Source organism: Maribacter dokdonensis DSW-8, assembly GCF_001447995.1.
Taxonomy (GTDB): Bacteria; Bacteroidota; Bacteroidia; order Flavobacteriales; family Flavobacteriaceae; genus Maribacter; species Maribacter dokdonensis.
Map to the genome: position 1 here is coordinate 1,052,586 of NZ_LDPE01000001.1, position 18,439 is coordinate 1,071,024.

The window sequence follows — 18,439 nt, forward strand, 5'->3', positions numbered from 1 at the left end:
TAGAAACAACAACGACCAAAGGCCTCAACAACCTTTGCATATTAATTAACGCATACCATGAGTAATTACCACATTAAACATCTTGAGGAATACTATCAAGTCTACAGAAAATCGATCAGAAATCCCGAAGCATTTTGGGAAGAGATTGCAGAGGAGCATTTTGTCTGGCGCAAGCGCTGGGACAATGTATTGAGCTGGGATTTTAAAAAGCCCGAAATAAAATGGTTTGAAGGTGCAAAACTCAACATCACTGAAAATTGTTTAGACAGGCATTTACCCACAAGAGGTGACAAAACCGCCATCATATTTGAACCTAACGATCCTAAAGAAGAAGCTCTTCATATTACCTACAGGCAATTGCACGAGAGAGTTTGCCGAATGGCAAATGTATTATTGGACCATGGCGTAAAAAAAGGAGATCGTGTCTGTATTTATCTTCCAATGATTCCTGAGCTATCTGTCGCATTATTGGCATGTGCACGTATTGGCGCCATACATTCCGTAGTATTTGCAGGATTTTCTTCAAATGCCCTAGCAACACGGATCAATGATTCTGATTGTAAGGTTGTCATAACTGCGGATGGTTCTTTTCGAGGTAGAAAATCTATCGACCTAAAAGGAATTGTCGACAAAGCATTGGAAGGGTGCCCTGGTGTAGCCAATGTTTTAGTGACCAAACGCACAGGAACCAAAATAGACATGCTAGATGGCAGGGACAAATGGTTACAACCCTTATTGGACGAAGCTTATGCAGATTGTGTTGCAGAGATCATGGATGCCGAAGACCCATTATTTATACTATACACCTCTGGATCAACCGGTACCCCCAAAGGAATGGTACATACCACTGCAGGTTATATGGTATATACCGCCTATACATTTAAAAACGTATTTCAATATAGAGAAAATGATGTCTACTGGTGTACTGCTGATATAGGCTGGATAACCGGGCACTCGTATATAGTGTACGGTCCACTTGCAAATGGAGCAACCACATTAATGTTTGAGGGAGTTCCTTCCTACCCAGATTACGGACGTTTTTGGGAGGTTGTAGAAAAACATAAAGTTAATCAGTTTTATACCGCGCCAACGGCCATTAGAGCTTTGGCAAAAGAAAATTTAGATTTCGTTGAAAAACATGACTTATCTAGCCTTAAAGTGTTAGGCTCAGTAGGTGAACCCATAAATGAGGAAGCATGGCATTGGTACAACAACAATGTTGGCAAAAAAAATAGCCCTATAGTGGATACTTGGTGGCAAACGGAGACAGGCGGAATAATGATTACACCAATACCGTACGTAACTCCAACTACGCCTACATACGCGACTTTACCTTTTATTGGCATTCAACCGGCACTAATGGATGAAAATGGTAAAGAAATAAAAGGCAATCAAGTTGATGGTAGGCTGTGCATTAAATTCCCATGGCCGTCTATTGCAAGAACGGTATGGGGCAATCATGACCGTTACAGGGACACCTATTTTTCTGCCTTTGAAAACATGTATTTCACAGGTGATGGCGCATTGAGAGATGCCGTTGGGTATTACAGAATTACAGGTCGTGTAGATGATGTGATTATTGTTTCTGGACACAATTTGGGTACCGCTCCTATTGAGGATTCTATTAACGAACATCCTGCTGTTGCGGAATCCGCTATTGTAGGTTTCCCACATGATGTTAAAGGAAATGCACTTTATGGCTATGTTATTCTTAAGGAAACTGGTGAAAGTAGAGATCGTGAAAATTTAAGAAAAGAGATCAACCAGCAAATTACAGAACATGTAGGTCCTATTGCCAAATTGGATAAAATTCAATTTGTATCTGGTCTGCCAAAAACTCGAAGTGGTAAAATTATGCGAAGAATTTTACGCAAAATCGCCAGCAACGACACTAGTAATTTAGGAGATACCAGTACACTTTTAAACCCAGAAGTTGTTCAAGAAATTATGGCCAATGCACTATAGTTTACAATTACAACACATACTTTATTTAAACCAAGTTCGTCAAGCTCATTGAAAAAATGGGTTTGGCGAATTTTATTTTACACGAGAGGCGGTCAAAACAATATCGGCATTTTCCCAACTTTGCTTTCTTAGCAGTTCAACCTCTTTCACCTTATCCTGATTGTTTAAGTTTTCGTAAGCCAGTTTTAAACCGTGTAGCGCCCATCCGTTTTTAGGTAGCCTCAGCAAATCTTCTTTGTACGTACTTACTGCATCATTGTACAACCCAGCTTCTATTTGAATTGCTCCAAGGTGATGTCTTATTGAAAAAAACCAATCTGGCGGTTCATTATAATTTAATCCATCTTCTATTTCAATCGCTTCGCGTAACAATAATATACTTTCAGAATATTTAAATTCCTTTGCCAAAATCTCAGCTTTTAAAACATTTCTGGCAATTTGAACCAATACCGAAACGGTATTAATATCCCAAATGGTTATTTCTTTTAAACTTTCATCTTTCGCAAAAGTTTCCAAAGAGTATAATTCTTTTTTTGCTTTTTCCATTTCACCTAAACTTAAAAAAGCCATACCACGTGCATAATTAAGAATTGCGGCAGGGTATTTTAAAGAAGGTACCTCATTCTCCAATTCCAATATTTCTTCCCATTTGCCAAACTTTACACTAATATAAAACGGTATCGTGTAAAAATGCTGCAGAGTTCCCCAGCCGGGCTCTTTCATTAAGGTAGTGCTTGAATGTTTTGCTACATTGTACGAAGCATTTAACGCCAAACTACTATTTCCTTCCAACGCAGCGGTAGCAGCCAAAAAATGATAGTTATGGGGAAAATAGGCTATTGGGTATGCACCTTGGGCATTGCAAGCAGCCACATAATTGCTATCTACTACTACAGCCCGCAAATTTGCCAAAGTACCTTTATGATAATCACCCGTTCTTATATAAACATGAGAAGGCATGTGAATAAGGTGTCCAGCGCCAGGCACCAAACCTTCGTCAAAAATTTTGGCACTTTCCAAGGCTCCATCTGGGTGCAACGATGCTTCAAGCATATGAATTTTAAAATGATGGGCACCCGGGTGTTTTGGATCTATTTCCAAAGCTTTATTTACAACTTGAACAACTTCATTTGTTCTTTCTCTTGGATTTCCATTTTCATCCCACAAATCAAAAGGAAACATATCCATGATAGATTCGGCATATAAGGCAGCTACATCTGCATCATATGAATACTTATTATAAACTTCCCGTAACGCATTTGAATATTCTAGATCAAGTTCACTTCTATCCTCGACCGGGAATTGAACATATCTTTTGGATAAGGCATTAATTAAATCCTTTTCTTTTTGAGATGCATTCTTACTCGCTAATTCTTTTGCCTTTTGAACAGCATCATACGCTCTTTGGTAATTATCCGGCTCCATGCCCGCATTATAATTTGGACCCAAAACATAGGCAAAACCCCAGTATGCCATTGCGCAATCAGGGTCCAATTTAGTTGCATAATAAAAAGACCTTGCCGCTTCTGAATGGTTGAATCCATAAGCCAATACCATGCCTTGATTAATATATTTTTGAGCCAGCCTATCATTAGTAGTTACAGGAAACTCCATTACATCCAAACCATCGATCAATGGAGCTATATTATCTGATTGATACCAAGATAAATCTGTTGTAATAGGCGCACAAGCTATAAAAGGTCTGTTTGAAATATCGTGCGTATTTCCCCTATTCTTACATGCTACAAAAACAAGCCATAGTATTAGCACATAGAGAAAAGGATTTTTCATAGCTGCAAACATTATTATTTATTAAAACATAACATTCACAATATAAATTCACAGTTCTGAAAATCAACCAATTAACGTACAAATAGCCTTAAAAAGCGTATAGATAACAAAAACTCTAAAAATTTAAAACCTCAAGCAACAATTAGTCGCTTTTACAATGATTACTTAGAGAAGGCATGATTATTTGCGAACAAGGGCCTGGTTTTAAAAGACATAAACAACACTACCGAAATTAAGCCGCATACCCCTAAACCAGCAAATAGTGCCCAAACGGAATCCTCTATGAAACTTCCCACAAATATAGAAATAGGAATGGACAGAATTGTAGAAATGAATCCTGTTATGGCAGCACCTATTCCTGCAATGTGCCCAATTGGCTCCATAGCAATAGATCGCATATTACCCCAGATAAAACCTAAACATAAAAATTGTAACGAAAGAAATATCAATAGTATCGTTATACTCGGGTTTTGAGAATTTAAGAACAGTAAACTGTAAGACAAAGCAATTACCGTAAAGGCAACCAGTGCGGAAAAAGAGAGATTACGCATACCAAAACGCAAAACCAATGTACCGTTCATTAATGTTGAAAAACCAACGGACAATGCCAAACCTGCAAATACATATGGAAATGTATCTGTTAAACCATAAAGTTCTTCAAACACGTGTTGCGCAGAGCTTAAGTACACTAAGAAGGATCCTGTGATCAAACCCGAAATCATGGTACACGAAACAGTTTCTTTATATTTAAAAATCTCTTTGGTCCCTCTAACAAAAACATGAAAAGAAAATGGCACTTTATATTGGGGTTTCAACGTTTCTTCCTGTCTTTTATAAAACCAGATACCTACAACAAGAGCAAAAAACAATTGCATATAAAAAATTCCTTCCCATCCGGTATACTCCATTACCGCTTTACCTATAGCCGGAGCAACTACCGGTACCAAAATAAAAAATGCCGTAACAAATGACATGATTTTTGCCATGTAATCTCCTCTATAAGTATCACGAATTATGGATATACTGATTGTTCTTGGAGCAGATAACCCAATACCTTGCAAAATACGCCCCACCAACATAATTTCAAGATTTGGAGCCAACAAGCAAATAACACTAGCAATAAGAAACACCGTAAAACCTAAATAAACAATGGGCTTTCTACCTAAACTATCCGACAGTGGTCCGAAAAAAAGTTGACCTACCCCCAATCCCAAAAATATCATGGTTACCAATAGTTGATTCCGGGTTGGATCTAAACTATTGATAGCTATACCTATGTCTGCCATAGCCGGTAAAATGGCATCAATTGTTAAGGCAACAATTGACATTAAAGAAGCCATTAAGGCTACAAATTCAAAATTTGGCTTTACTTGTTCATTCTGCATTGTGCAAAAATACGGCTTAACCATACAAGCAATGTTAATTAAAAGTTGATTTTTAAGTTTAGGTAATTTTGAAATTCAAATATGTACTTTTGCATTAAATTTCAATGTATGCTCGTTATAGGTATTGCTGGTGGAACCGGTTGTGGAAAAACCACGGTAGTAAATCAAATCATCAATGAATTGCCCAATGAAGAAGTTGGTGTAATCTCACAAGATTCTTATTACAACGATCTGTCTCATTTATCATTAGAAGATAGACGAAAGACCAATTTTGACCACCCAAGCTCCATTGACTTTGCCCTATTGGAACAACACCTAATCGCCTTAAAGAACGGAGAATCAATAGAGCAACCGGTCTACTCTTTTCTTGAATGTAACAGAACCGCAAAAACTGTACTTACCCACCCTACAAAAGTTATCATAGTAGAGGGTATCTTAATCATGACCAATTCTGCTATTCGTAAAATGTTCGATATCAAAATATTTGTTCATGCAGATACAGATGAACGATTAATTAGAAGACTAAAACGAGATGTAAACGAACGTGGTTGGAATTTAGATGAAACCCTTGAAAAATATCAATCGGTCATTAAGCCAATGCACGAACAATTTATTGAGCCTACCAAAGAATACGCAGATATTATTATACCTAATAATAAATACAATACAGTAGCCGTTGAAATTGTAAAGAGTATCATCAACGAAAAAATAATGCAGTCATAATGGCATTCAAAGATTTAAAACAAAAAAAATGGTTTAAGATCATGACCAACATGTATGTGTTGGTCTTGACCGTTTTTGTTGTTTGGATGCTTTTTTTTGACACCAATTCATTGTTAATACACCTAGAGTTAAGAAAAGAAATTAAGAAGCTTGAGAAAACACAAGAATTCTTAAAAGAAGAAATTGCCAAGGATAAAAAGATTATAGAAAAATTATCTGACGAAGATGAGTTGGAACGATTTGCCAGAGAAGAGTATTATCTTAAGAAAAAGAACGAAGAAATTTATCTTATTGAATATGAGGATAGTCTAAAACTTAAGGATAAAAAATAATTTTCATATCATTTTAATAAGTTTTTTACTTTCTAAATACTTTATGTTACACCAAGTCTTAACCTTTTCAAAACTAAAAGTTTAACGCATAATTAATGAAAAGTGAGTGCTTATTCACTTAGTGTTAACAAAAAGCTTTCATTAGCCTCATAAATAATTGTATTTTTACCACCTAACTTACTTTGAACATGGGCAAGATTATTGCTATAGCCAATCAAAAAGGAGGTGTAGGCAAAACTACTACCTCAGTAAATTTAGCTGCCTCGCTAGGTGTATTGGAAAAAAAGGTATTATTGATAGACGCTGACCCCCAGGCGAACGCTACTTCTGGGCTTGGTATAGATGTCGATGGGGTTGAATTGGGTTCTTACCAACTTTTGGAACACACCAAAAGTGCTCGTGAGACAATCATACCGACCACATCACCCAATGTAGACCTTATTCCGGCACATATTGACCTTGTTGCCATTGAAATTGAACTGGTAGATAAGGATGAGCGCGAATACATGATGAAAAAGGCCATTACGGACCTTAAGAACGATTATGATTATATTTTAATTGATTGTGCTCCTTCTTTAGGATTGTTGACCTTAAATGCATTGACTGCTGCAGATTCAGTTATAATACCTATACAGTGCGAATACTTTGCACTTGAAGGTTTAGGCAAATTGCTGAATACAATTAAGAGCGTACAAAAACTACATAATTCTGAATTGGACATTGAAGGTATGCTGTTGACGATGTACGACTCAAGGTTGCGATTATCTAACCAAGTGGTAGATGAAGTAAGAAAGCATTTTGGAGATATGGTATTTGACACCGTAATTCAACGAAATGTTAGGTTAAGTGAAGCTCCTAGTTATGGTGAAAGTATTATCAAATACGATGCTGCCAGTAAAGGGGCAACAAATTATTTGAACATGGCTAATGAAATAGTCAAAAAAAATAAGCAGACGGTTTAAGTATGGCAAAAGCGACTAAAAAACAAGCTTTAGGTAGAGGACTTTCGGCTCTTTTAAAAGATCCGGAGAATGATATAAACACAGCATCTGACAAAAATGCAGATAAAGTTGTTGGAAATATAATTGAACTGGATTTAGACCATATAGAGGTAAATCCGTTTCAACCACGTTCAAATTTCAATGACGAACACATAAAGGAACTTGCTACTTCTATAAGAGAATTGGGGGTTATACAACCAATTACCGTTAGAAAACTAGGTTTTAATGAATTTCAGCTAGTATCAGGTGAAAGAAGGTTTCGTGCTTCTAAACTATTAGGTTTAGAAACTATACCTGCGTACATACGTATTGCCAATGACCAAGAGTCTTTGGAAATGGCTTTGGTTGAGAATATACAAAGGCAAGACTTAGACCCTATAGAAATAGCACTTTCATACCAGCGTTTAATAGATGAAATAAATCTTACACAAGAAAAGTTGAGCGAACGTGTTGGTAAAAAAAGATCTACTATTGCCAATTATTTACGCCTTTTAAAGCTAGACCCTATTATTCAAACAGGCATGCGCGATGGTTTTCTAAGTATGGGGCATGGTAGGGCTTTGGTCAATATTGAGAAAAAAGAAGATCAAATTTCAATTTACGAGAAAATCATATTTGACAACCTTTCTGTTAGAGATACCGAAAGCGCCGTAAAAGCATATCATTCTAAGGCAGAAGCCCCTACAGAGGTCAAAAAGCAGGCGAAGAACGATCCAGCTGTATTTGTTAGAAAAGGGATAAAAGAATTAACGGATGCCTTATCTGTAAAGGTAGATATTAAATCTACCGATAATGCCAAAGGAAAAATAACCATACCATTTAAGTCTCAAGAGGAATTTGACCGTATCAAAAAATTGATAACAGGTGCGTAACTATCTTTTATTATTTAGTACACTTTTGCTATTTATAAATTTCACCTTCTCACAAGAGGAGCAAGATTCTATACCTAAAACTGAAATAGATAGCGTACAGGCAGACCTTGCCAAAAAAGGGGTAGTCATTAAAGATTCTGTTGCCTTGAAAAAGGTAGAAAGGGAATTTAAACCATTAGCCCCAAGTAAAGCTGCATTTTACTCTGCCGTACTACCCGGTATGGGACAAATCTATAACAAGAGATACTGGAAAGTTCCAATCGTTTGGGGAGCCATTGGCGGCAGTATATACGCATATACATGGAATAACAATCAGTACAAAAGTTTTAGAACCGCCTTTAAAAGAAGGCAGGCCGGGTTTACAGATGATGAATATTATGATATCAATGGAGATAACCCAGCAGGTGCAGACCCAGATTTGGACTTAGATGACCTTGAATACCAACAAGAGCGTTTTCAAAATGACCGTGACCTTTGGTTGGTTGCCGCTATTGGCTTATACGCCCTTAATATTGTCGACGCCAATGTTGACGCACATTTAAAACAGTTTAATATTGACGATGACCTAAGTATAGACTTTGAGCCTTACTTAGATTTTAATCAAGTTACCAATAGTCCAAATTACGGCATGGCATTAATTATAAAATTTTAAGAATGAAAATTGCACTTTTCGGATACGGAAAAATGGGTCAGATGATAGAGCAAATTGCCTTGAATCGTGGTCATGAAATAGTAGCCAAAATTGATGAAAATACAGAAAACATTGACTTTAGCGTAATGGATGTTGCCATTGATTTTAGCATGCCTAGCGCTGCTTTCAATAACATCACTACTTGTATCAATAACAATGTACCGGTCATATCCGGAACAACGGGTTGGTTAGATCATTATGAAGATGCCGTTAGTTTGTGTAAGGATAAAAAAGGAGCGTTTATATATGCTTCTAATTTTAGCTTGGGTGTAAACATATTTTTTGAGTTGAATAATTATTTGGCTAAAATGATGCAGAATATACCAGAATATAAGGCTGAATTGGAGGAAATTCACCACACGCAAAAATTAGATGCACCCAGTGGCACAGCTATAACTTTGGCTGAAGGGGTTATTGCAAACTCCAATTATAAAGAATGGAAACTAGATAGTGCGTCTGCCGAAACATTGAAAATTACATCAAAAAGAATTGGCAAGGTTCCTGGAACACATACCGTTTCCTATGATAGTGTTGTTGATAGCATTCAGATAAAACATACCGCGCATAACAGAGAAGGTTTTGCTATGGGTGCGGTAACCGCAGCAGAATGGATTATTGGAAAAACAGGTGTATTCTCAATGAGAGATGTGTTAAACCTTGGTTAAAAACGTAACAAAAATAAATCTTTAAGACTCATGAATTATTGATATCTAGCGCATTTTATCATAATTCAAACTATTTCAATAAAAAACAAAGAAGATGAACGGCACTCAATGGATTATATTTATTCTCATTGTACAAGTTATCCATTTTTTAGGAACTTGGAAATTATACGTTAAAGCCGGTAGAAAAGCTTGGGAAGCTGCAATACCTGTTTATAACGCCATTGTCTTAATGCAAATCATCAACAGACCAAAATGGTGGGTGATCTTGTTGTTCATACCAATTATAAATCTTTTAATGTTTCCTGTCATTTGGGTAGAAACCATTAGAAGTTTTGGCAGAAATAGCAAGTTAGAAACATGGATAGTGGTTCTAACGCTAGGTTTTTATATTTACTATGTAAATTATGCCTTAGAAGTAACTTACATAGAAGACAGATCTTTACAACCCAAAACGGCTGCCGGAGAGTGGGTAAGTTCCATTTTATTCGCTGTTGTCGCGGCCACCTTGGTACACACCTATTTTATACAACCTTACGTAATACCTACAGGTTCATTAGAACGCACGCTTAGGGTGGGTGATTTTCTATTTGTTAGCAAGTTTCATTACGGAGCAAGAACACCAATGACAACGGTTGCTGCGCCAATGGTTCACGACACACTTCCTGTTTTAGGTGTGCCATCTTACTTAAAAAAGCCACAACTCCCTTATTTTAGACTACCAGGATTTACCAAAGTAGAAAGAAATGATATTGTAGTTTTTAGTTGGCCTGCCGATACAGTTAGGGTTTTCTTCAAAAAAGAAAAAGGTGTAGACAAACCTATTGATAAAAAATCCAACTACGTAAAACGCTGTGTGGGTATACCGGGGGATTCGTTAGAAGTTCGTGATGGTTACGTCTTTATAAACGGCAAGCAATTAGAACTACCTAAAAGTGCTAAACCTCAATTTGACTACACTATTTACAGCTCAAAAGGGGTTTCATCAAGAGCTTTGGACAACTTAGGTATTACGGATTTTACACGAAAATACCTATCAAACCCTTTAAACCAAGAACAGGTTAACGGAATAAGAAACTACATTATAGGGTTTAACCAAAATGAAAACGGACAAATTGAATTATTTACCAAAGCAAAAGGTATTCCTGCCAATCTAATTTCCAAATACAGGTTATCGCTAAAAGAAATTACCGATCGTGAGCGTACAGTTCCGCTAACCGCGGAAATGGTCAATTCACTAAGAAAAGATTCTAACATAGATTCTGTTGTACAACAAGTAACAGAAAAAGGTAGACGAGGGATCAATTTGTTTCCTCAAAGTGCTGACTATCCATGGAATTATAGTCAGTTAGGTCCTATTTATATTCCTCAGAAAGGTGCTACTGTAGCTTTAAATTTAAAAGTTCTTCCATTATATAAGAAGATAATCGAAGAATATGAGAACAACGAAATTTCTATATCCGGAAATCAAATTAGCATCAATGGAAAACCTACGACCAGCTATACATTTCAACAAGATTATTTTTGGATGATGGGAGACAACAGGGATCATTCTGAAGACAGTAGAGCTTGGGGCTATGTGCCTGAAAATCATATTGTGGGCACCCCTATCTTTATTTGGATGAGTTTTGACAATTTTACCGAAGGCATTTCCAATTGGAGACCTAGATGGGATCGTATTTTTACCACAGTAAATGGCGACGGAGAACCACAATCTTATTTTAAGTATTTCTTAATACTATTAGTTGCCTATCTAGTTGGAAATTGGTTCTGGAAACGTAAAAAGAGCACTAAATAAGCCAGATGAAAGTAATTCATCCTTCATACTTTCCAAATATACTAACGTTTAGCTATGTTCTGCATGAACCTACATGTTGGGAAATACATGATAATTATCAAAAGCAGACATTTAGAAATAGAACCTACATTTCAAATGATCGCGGCAAGCATATTTTAAGCATACCGATTATTCATGTTGGTAAAGAACAAGGCAGGCAGAAGTATAAAGATGTTTTAATAGACAATTCCTATCCATGGCAAAGGCAACATTGGCGCACCCTACAAACTGCTTACAGAACATCTCCGTTCTTCGAATTTTACGAAGACGAGATTAAGCAATTATATGACCAACCATATGATAAGTTGTTAGATTACAATCTAAAAACAATAGAAACAATATTCGAGTGTTTACAGATGGAAATGCCCAAAGAATCTACAAAAGAATTTGAAGTTTCCCTAAGTGAACATGAAGATTTTAGATTCTTGATCAATGCCAAATTAAAACACAACCTCACTATAGAACCTTATACTCAGGTTTTTGGTGACCGTCATGGTTTCATACCTAATTTAAGCATTTTAGACCTGCTTTTTAACATGGGACCAAATTCCATTGAATATCTCCGAAAAGATTTTATCTATAAAGATAATGCTTAGGTTTATAGCCCATTATGGCATTCATTTTCTAGTACCGATTGTCATTGCCATCTACTTTTACCGTGAAAACAAATTTTGGTCTGCAGTAATTCTTTTATCCGGTATTATTATAGATGTTGATCACCTGTTGGCTACACCAATGTTTGATTCTAACCGCTGCAGTATTGATTTTCACCCATTACATACCTATTGGGCGATAGCCATTTACATTTTATTATTTACTTATAAGAAAACGAGAATCATTGGTGCGGCACTGCTCATACATATATTGGCAGATGTAGTTGATTGCCTTTTTATTACTAAGGGATTTTAACAGTAGCCATAATTGGCTCATGATCAGATATATTGATCTTGTAATTTTTATGTGACACAACTTCGAATGAAGGGTCTGTTAGAATCATATCTATCCTAAAAGGAAACTTCCAAAACTTGATGGTTTCCCCGTAACCATGACCCGCTTCCAAAAAGGAATCTTTTAAATTTCCTTTGATATTAAAATACACTTTTGAGAATTGCGTATTGTTGAAATCTCCGCCAACAATAACCGGATATGGGCTACTTTCTATATGCTCTTTTACCAAATTAGATTGTCTTTCTTGCTTATCAAAAGAATCTCTTAAACGTACAAATAGCTTATCTGATCTTTCTTTTTTAATGTAGTTTGGTCTAATGCTCAACGATTCTAAATGTAGGTTATAAAAACGAATCGTATCCCCTTTAAATACAATATCAGCATATATTCCACCATTAAAAGTATTGGGAAAATCCAACTCTCCATTTCCAATGATTTTATATTTAGAGAAAATAGCTAAATTTTTACTGGATTCTCCCTTTTTAACTTCAAATTTATTAGCCTTAAACCTATAATCCTTCAGCATTTCATCTTTGAGATAAAATGGCTCAAATTCCTGAAAATAAATAATATCGGGATTCTCACCTTCTATAAACTGCACCACGTCAGGACTAGTGATTCTTTCCCATTCATTTTGATGCTTACTATGAAAACCCAATGAATTATAACTAAGTAGAGAAATGGTATCTTCTTCAATCTTCTCATTACCTCTACCATTAAAAGCGATAAAGGAACCCAAGGTGATATATCCATAAATCAATACGGACAGCGACAATAACATATTGATTTTTCTACCAATTAGCCAATATAAAAAAAACAACATGTTGAACAACACCAAAACCGGCACCGCCAAACTAATAAAGGCTAAACTAGCAATTGAGGTATAAGGTACTATACACGCTAAAAACAAAGTAAGAGTTGTAATCACGTTTAAAAACCACATGATTTTATTGAAAAAAGATAATTTCTTCATCTTAATTTTCTTTTCCCGCTTTAAACAAGAAATCTTTTTCAGCCTTAGATAAGCTTTCATAGCCAGATTTACTTATTTTATCTAGAATTGCATCTATTTTCTTTTGATGAGATTTCTTATCATAATCACTGACCGTGGATTTAGATTTTGATGTATTCTCTTTCTTATATACGGTCTTCATGTTGGACTTCTTTCCTGTCCCTTTGAACATGTTTGCTATACTATCCATAAACCTAGAAAAACCAGAACCAATATCATTTCCTTTTGCCAATTGACTAGCATATAAATACCCTAAAAACGCACCACCTAAATGCGCTAAATGTCCTCCTGAGTTACTGATCGGCAACTGTATTAAATCACTAAGCACAACGACTGCACCCACAATCCACAACTTCACATTAAAGAATATAACTCTAACCTCTTGATTGGGTAGATAAGTACATATAAAAATCAATACGGCACTAGCCCCTGCAGACGCACCAATTAGATAGGCATTTGTATTAAAAAATGCCGGAAAAATATTGTAACCCAAAACAAAAAACAATCCCCCAAGAATAACTCCTAATACATAGACATTAAGAAATCGTTTTGCATCAAAGAGATTTAAGAAAATGCGTCCAACAAAATAAATTAAAAGCATATTCCAAAATAAATGACCAAAACCACCATGAAAAAAAGAATAGGTAATTATAGACCATGGCTGAAAAGCAATATCTACAATATCATTTGGCAGTTCAAACCACTTAACAATACTATTGCCGGATAAGCCTAAGAGAAAAGGTACCAACGCATTTATTAGAAATACAATGACATTAATAACAATTAATTTTTCGGCAATGTTTAGCCTACTATATTGATATTTTAAATCTGGTTGAGCCATACTTTAGTTCCACCTATTATTATTAAACTGATTTTTCTTCCAATACCACATCATCAAAAATCCAAAGAGTGCCCCACCAACATGTGCAAAGTGGGCAATTCCTTGACCAAACAAACTATACCCGGTAACACCAGAAAACAAATCTAATGCTATTAAAACAGGAATAAAAAACTTAGCCTTAATAGGTACCGGTAAGAAAATTAAAAACAATTCACTATTTGGAAAAGACATACCAAAAGCTACCAAAATACCATAAATAGCCCCAGAAGCGCCCACTACAGGTGTATTGAACGCCCCTAAGAAATTATCTATGGTTGAACGATCCGCTATATTGTACCATTCTGTACTATACTGACCGCTATTAATGATTTCAAGAATACTACTTTCAGCTAAGCCTGCCTCCATTAAAGCACTCATACCCGCATTATAATAATAGTAGTTTACCCCTATATGTATTAAAGCGGCACCTAAACCAGCTGATATATAAAAGAACAGGAATTTATTTCTGCCCCACATTTGCTCCAAAGGCGAACCAAAAGCCCATAGTGCATACATATTGAAAAGAATATGCATAAAACCCCCATGCATAAACATATGGGTAATTATTTGCCATAGTTGAAAATGCTCGTTCTTAGGAAAATAAAGAGAAAACAACTCATACATTTGTTCCCCATACAACTGTGTGGCAATGAAGAATAGCACGTTAATAATCAGTAAATGCTTTATAGTTTCTGTTATTCTTCCCATCTATATAAATTTTCGTTCAATATCATTCTCGGTAATGGTCACGTATACTTTTTTGTTAAAAGGGCTTAATGTAGTCTCTTTACAAGCAAATAAATCGTTGACCAACTTTACTTGAGAAAACTCGTCTAATGATTCCCCTGATTTTACAGACAGGGTTTTTGCCAATGTCTTTGCCAACATATCACTTTGGGAAAAACTATCTCCAGGCACCTCTTGTTGAAAATCTGACATCAACTGCTCCATAATCATTTGTATTTCGCTCTCAGCGACCAAAACAGGAACTCCTTTTATCTCAACACCCTCATCGTCCAAATCACCAAATACAAAACCAACAGTGCAAAGGTTATCTTTAATTTCCTTTAAAATGTTCATTTCACCTGGTGAAAATGATAAAGTCAACGGAAAAAGTAATTGCTGACTTACGGCTTCTTTAATAGTTATGTTCTTTAAAAAGTTTTCATAAAGCACCCGTTGATGTGCCCTACTCTGATTTATAACTACCATTCCAGATTTTATAGTGGTAATTATAAATTTTTTACGCAATTGAAACGTAGTAGTAGTCGGCTCAATAGATTCTTTTTCATCATCAAAGATACTGCTATTCACTACCTCAGATTCAAATTCCAAATGACTAACATTACTTTCTACCTTGGTTTCTAGTCCCGCATATAAATTTTCCCAACCTTCTACTTTTGGTTTTTTATAATTACCTGTACTGTTATTTCCTTTTGATGTTTTAACAGTTGTTTCAAATGGATTAAAAGAAGCATCTACAACTACCTGCGGAATACCAACCTGCTTATTTTTATAAGAGTACGGAGTATCTAAGTTTTGGTCTTGTTCAAAATCAAGCGCTGGCACAACGTTAAATTGCCCCAAACTATGCTTAACGGTAGATTTCAACATAGCGTACAACGTATGCTCATCATCAAATTTAACTTCTGTTTTTGTAGGATGTATATTAATATCGATTGTACCTGGATCCACCTCTAAATTCAAAAAATAACCAGGATGCGTTCCTGGTCTTATCACTCCTTCAAAAGCACCTAAAATTGCATGATGTAAATACGGACTTTTTATAAATCTGTTGTTAGCAAAGAAAAACTGCTCTCCTCTACTCTTTTTAGCAAATTCCGGTTTTAGAATATATCCTGATATTTTTACTACCTGAGTTTCCTCTTCGACCGGAACCAGTTTCTCGTCGGTCTTTCTACCAAAAATATGAACTATACGCTTTCTGAATTCATTGGCCGGCAATTGAAAAACATCACTCCCGTTATTATAAAAACTAAATGCTACCTGAGGGTGTGCCAATGAAATTCTATGAAATTCATCGGTAATATGTCTATACTCGACTTGGTCAGATTTTAAAAAATTTCTTCTAGCCGGAATATTGAAAAATAAATTCTTCACCAACATAGAAGTCCCTTTTGGAGCAACTACTACTTCTTGTGAAACAATTTTACTACCTTCAATCTTAATTTTTGTACCAATATCATCATCTTCGGTTTTGGTCAACATCTCTACATGGGCAATAGCAGCAATAGATGCAAGTGCCTCTCCCCTAAAGCCTTTGGTATGCAAATTAAATAAATCTTCAGCTTTTTGAATTTTTGACGTTGCATGGCGTTCAAAACTCAAACGGGCATCTGTACCACTCATACCCTTACCATTATCAACTACTTGAATAAGTGTTTTACCACCATCTTTTATAATTAGTTGAATATCGGTTGCACCGGCATCGATGGCATTTTCCATCAGCTCCTTAACTACTGATGATGGGCGTTGTACCACTTCACCAGCAGCAATTTGGTTTGCTACATGGTCTGGTAAAAGTCTAATAATATCGGCCATTATGAAGAAAAGAAAATTGAGAGGTCAAAATCAATTATATAAAGAAAAATCAAAACCAAAACAGCTATAATGATGACCATTCTCATCTTAAGGTTACGATCACCTTTTCTTTTAGCGTCTTCTATGGCACTGTTGATTTTCCTCTTTAAACCTCGAGATGTATTCAGTGTACTGCGAAATTGATCAAATTTAGGCTCAATTTTGTAAGGATTCCCTTTTCCTTTATCATCATAAAATCTGGGGTTATACTCAAACCGCCTATTCTTTCGCAACTTTGTTATTTTACTCAACATCCCCATAACCTCAAAGTTACTTAAAATAGAAAAACAGGGCATAATAGGAATGCCAAAATTTGTTAACAGTTGAAGCTGCCAACCGTTACCTCTAAAATAGTTTGAAACAGATTAAAAATAAAAGACCGGAAACTTTAGTTGCCTAGAACAGCCATTTTAATTGCTGCAATAGCTGCCTCTGTGCCCTTATTACCATGTTTACCTCCACTACGATCAATAGCTTGTTGCATGTTATTATCGGTCAACACACAAAAAATAACAGGCACATCCGTAATCACGTTCAGGTCTTTAATGCCTTGCGCAGTGGCATCGCAAACAAAGTCAAAATGCTTGGTCTCACCTTGTATTACACTACCAATGGCAATCACAGCATCTACTTTATGGGATTGTATCATTTTTTTTGAACCAAAAGTAAGTTCAAAACTTCCGGGAACATCCCATCGAATAACATCAGAACGTTGGGCACCACAATCTAACAATGCATCAACAGCACCATTATACAGACCTTCGGTAATCTCTGAATTCCATTCTGAAACAACAATCCCAAACCGAAGTCCGTTCGCGTTTGGGATTGTTGCCTTATCGTAAGCCGATAAATTTTTATTTTCTGTTGCCATTATTCAGCACTTTTAGCCATACCAATAAACGCATCTATTGAACTAGCATTTTCTGATTTTGGAAAATCGTTCTTTATTCTTTCAAAAAACTCCAAAGCCTTATCCTTCTCTCCCATTTCCAATGCAGTAATACCTGCTTTATATAGAAATTTAGGAGCTGTATATTCATTACCGCTATGTTTTACAGCAGCTTCATAATACCCTAAAGCATCGGAAGGTTGGTCTAATTGCATAAAAGCATCTCCTAGACCTCCTTTGGCCAACGAACCTAAAATAGCATCGTCAGAACTGAAATCCTCTAAATAAGTGATAGCCTCTTGATATTTGTTCATATTCAAGTAAGACATACCTGCTCCGTAATTTGCCAAGTTTGCAGCTTTAGTTCCACTATACTCCTCAATGATATCCAAGAAACCGTATTTACCCTCAGCTCCTTCTAAAGCCAAAGTAAACAATGAATCTTTTTGACTGGTCGCTACTAAAGCTTGGTCAAAATATTGCTGCGGATAATACATTTCATTTGCCGCATTTGATTCCTTTGGCTTTTCAACAAACTGATTGTACGCCAAATATGCCAAAACACTGATAGCTATTACCCCAATGGCACCTAAAATATAGTTCTGATTCTTAGAAACCCACTCTTCTGACCTTGAAGCTCCTTCATCTAAAGAACTAAAAACCTCAGCTGTTGTGCTTTCCTGTTCATCAAATTCTTGCTGTTCAGCCTTTGTTTCAGGTTTATATCCTCTTTTCTTATATGTTGCCATCTGTAAATTTATTGATCGCGCAAAAATAATGGTTTTATTGAAATCGCAAAGTGTATTTATTCGTTATTTTTGGATATTTTAAGCTAGTTTTCATCCTACCA

The 18,439-nt window shown here is 35.9% G+C and carries 19 protein-coding genes; 10 read left to right on the forward strand and 9 right to left on the reverse strand.

The window, feature by feature from the left end:
* The first annotated feature begins 57 nt into the window (after positions 1–57).
* Positions 58–1,965, forward strand: a complete 1,908-nt coding sequence (gene acs / locus I600_RS04600; RefSeq protein ID WP_058103314.1) for an acetate--CoA ligase — start codon at positions 58–60, stop codon at positions 1,963–1,965.
* A gap of 72 nt (positions 1,966–2,037) precedes the next feature.
* On the opposite strand, the gene I600_RS04605 is transcribed toward acs, so the two are convergent.
* Positions 2,038–3,756 carry a hypothetical protein gene (locus I600_RS04605; protein WP_058104277.1) on the reverse strand — a complete coding sequence of 573 codons (1,719 nt, stop codon included), beginning with the start codon at positions 3,754–3,756 and terminating at the stop codon, positions 2,038–2,040.
* Positions 3,757–3,917: 161 nt separating this feature from the next.
* Complete coding sequence (locus I600_RS04610) at positions 3,918–5,141, reverse strand: multidrug effflux MFS transporter (protein ID WP_058103315.1); 1,224 nt, start codon at positions 5,139–5,141, stop codon at positions 3,918–3,920.
* 108 nt (positions 5,142–5,249) lie between these two features.
* On the opposite strand from I600_RS04610, the gene udk reads away from it, so the two are divergent.
* The 9 genes from udk to I600_RS04655 all read left to right on the forward strand — a co-directional run bounded on the left by udk (position 5,250) and on the right by I600_RS04655 (position 12,168).
* The gene (gene udk / locus I600_RS04615; RefSeq protein WP_058103316.1) at positions 5,250–5,864 is read left to right on the forward strand and encodes a uridine kinase; all 615 of its coding nucleotides are present in this window, start codon (positions 5,250–5,252) and stop codon (positions 5,862–5,864) included.
* Positions 5,864–6,196 carry an FtsB family cell division protein gene (locus tag I600_RS04620; RefSeq protein WP_058103317.1) on the forward strand — a complete coding sequence of 111 codons (333 nt, stop codon included), beginning with the start codon at positions 5,864–5,866 and terminating at the stop codon, positions 6,194–6,196. The genes udk and I600_RS04620 overlap by 1 nt, the downstream gene beginning before the upstream one ends.
* A gap of 188 nt (positions 6,197–6,384) precedes the next feature.
* Positions 6,385–7,158, forward strand: coding sequence for a ParA family protein (locus I600_RS04625; RefSeq protein ID WP_058103318.1), 774 nt, complete (start codon positions 6,385–6,387; stop codon positions 7,156–7,158).
* A 2-nt stretch (positions 7,159–7,160) separates the two neighbouring features.
* Positions 7,161–8,069 (forward strand): ParB/RepB/Spo0J family partition protein, encoded by a 909-nt coding sequence (locus tag I600_RS04630; protein ID WP_058103319.1) that lies wholly within the window; start codon positions 7,161–7,163, stop codon positions 8,067–8,069.
* Positions 8,062–8,721: a DUF5683 domain-containing protein gene (locus tag I600_RS04635; protein ID WP_058103320.1), complete on the forward strand. Its 660-nt coding sequence runs from the start codon at positions 8,062–8,064 to the stop codon at positions 8,719–8,721. The genes I600_RS04630 and I600_RS04635 overlap by 8 nt, the downstream gene beginning before the upstream one ends.
* Positions 8,722–8,723: 2 nt before the next feature.
* Positions 8,724–9,425 carry a 4-hydroxy-tetrahydrodipicolinate reductase gene (dapB, locus tag I600_RS04640; protein WP_058103321.1) on the forward strand — a complete coding sequence of 234 codons (702 nt, stop codon included), beginning with the start codon at positions 8,724–8,726 and terminating at the stop codon, positions 9,423–9,425.
* A gap of 94 nt (positions 9,426–9,519) precedes the next feature.
* A complete protein-coding gene (lepB, locus tag I600_RS04645; protein ID WP_058103322.1) occupies positions 9,520–11,220 on the forward strand; it encodes a signal peptidase I in 1,701 nt (566 codons plus the stop codon).
* 5 nt (positions 11,221–11,225) lie between these two features.
* The gene (locus I600_RS04650; RefSeq protein WP_058103323.1) at positions 11,226–11,855 is read left to right on the forward strand and encodes a WbqC family protein; all 630 of its coding nucleotides are present in this window, start codon (positions 11,226–11,228) and stop codon (positions 11,853–11,855) included.
* Positions 11,848–12,168, forward strand: coding sequence for a DUF6122 family protein (locus I600_RS04655; protein WP_058103324.1), 321 nt, complete (start codon positions 11,848–11,850; stop codon positions 12,166–12,168). The genes I600_RS04650 and I600_RS04655 overlap by 8 nt, the downstream gene beginning before the upstream one ends.
* Here the strand turns inward: I600_RS04655 and I600_RS04660 are convergent.
* The 7 genes from I600_RS04660 to I600_RS04690 all read right to left on the reverse strand — a co-directional run bounded on the left by I600_RS04660 (position 12,155) and on the right by I600_RS04690 (position 18,338).
* Positions 12,155–13,180 carry an endonuclease/exonuclease/phosphatase family protein gene (locus I600_RS04660; protein WP_058103325.1) on the reverse strand — a complete coding sequence of 342 codons (1,026 nt, stop codon included), beginning with the start codon at positions 13,178–13,180 and terminating at the stop codon, positions 12,155–12,157. The genes I600_RS04655 and I600_RS04660 overlap by 14 nt on opposite strands.
* Before the next feature lies 1 nt (position 13,181).
* Positions 13,182–14,060 (reverse strand): rhomboid family intramembrane serine protease, encoded by an 879-nt coding sequence (locus tag I600_RS04665; protein WP_058103326.1) that lies wholly within the window; start codon positions 14,058–14,060, stop codon positions 13,182–13,184.
* Between the two features lie 3 nt (positions 14,061–14,063).
* The gene (locus I600_RS04670; protein WP_058103327.1) at positions 14,064–14,807 is read right to left on the reverse strand and encodes a rhomboid family intramembrane serine protease; all 744 of its coding nucleotides are present in this window, start codon (positions 14,805–14,807) and stop codon (positions 14,064–14,066) included.
* Positions 14,808–16,661, reverse strand: a complete 1,854-nt coding sequence (gene mutL / locus I600_RS04675) for a DNA mismatch repair endonuclease MutL (protein WP_058103328.1) — start codon at positions 16,659–16,661, stop codon at positions 14,808–14,810.
* Positions 16,661–16,933 carry a riboflavin synthase subunit beta gene (locus I600_RS04680; protein WP_317038720.1) on the reverse strand — a complete coding sequence of 91 codons (273 nt, stop codon included), beginning with the start codon at positions 16,931–16,933 and terminating at the stop codon, positions 16,661–16,663. The genes mutL and I600_RS04680 overlap by 1 nt, the downstream gene beginning before the upstream one ends.
* A 155-nt stretch (positions 16,934–17,088) precedes the next feature.
* On the reverse strand, positions 17,089–17,571 hold the full coding sequence (gene ribH / locus I600_RS04685) for a 6,7-dimethyl-8-ribityllumazine synthase (protein WP_058103330.1): 483 nt from the start codon (positions 17,569–17,571) through the stop codon (positions 17,089–17,091).
* Positions 17,571–18,338 carry a tetratricopeptide repeat protein gene (locus I600_RS04690; RefSeq protein ID WP_058103331.1) on the reverse strand — a complete coding sequence of 256 codons (768 nt, stop codon included), beginning with the start codon at positions 18,336–18,338 and terminating at the stop codon, positions 17,571–17,573. The genes ribH and I600_RS04690 overlap by 1 nt, the downstream gene beginning before the upstream one ends.
* Positions 18,339–18,439 lie beyond the last annotated feature (101 nt).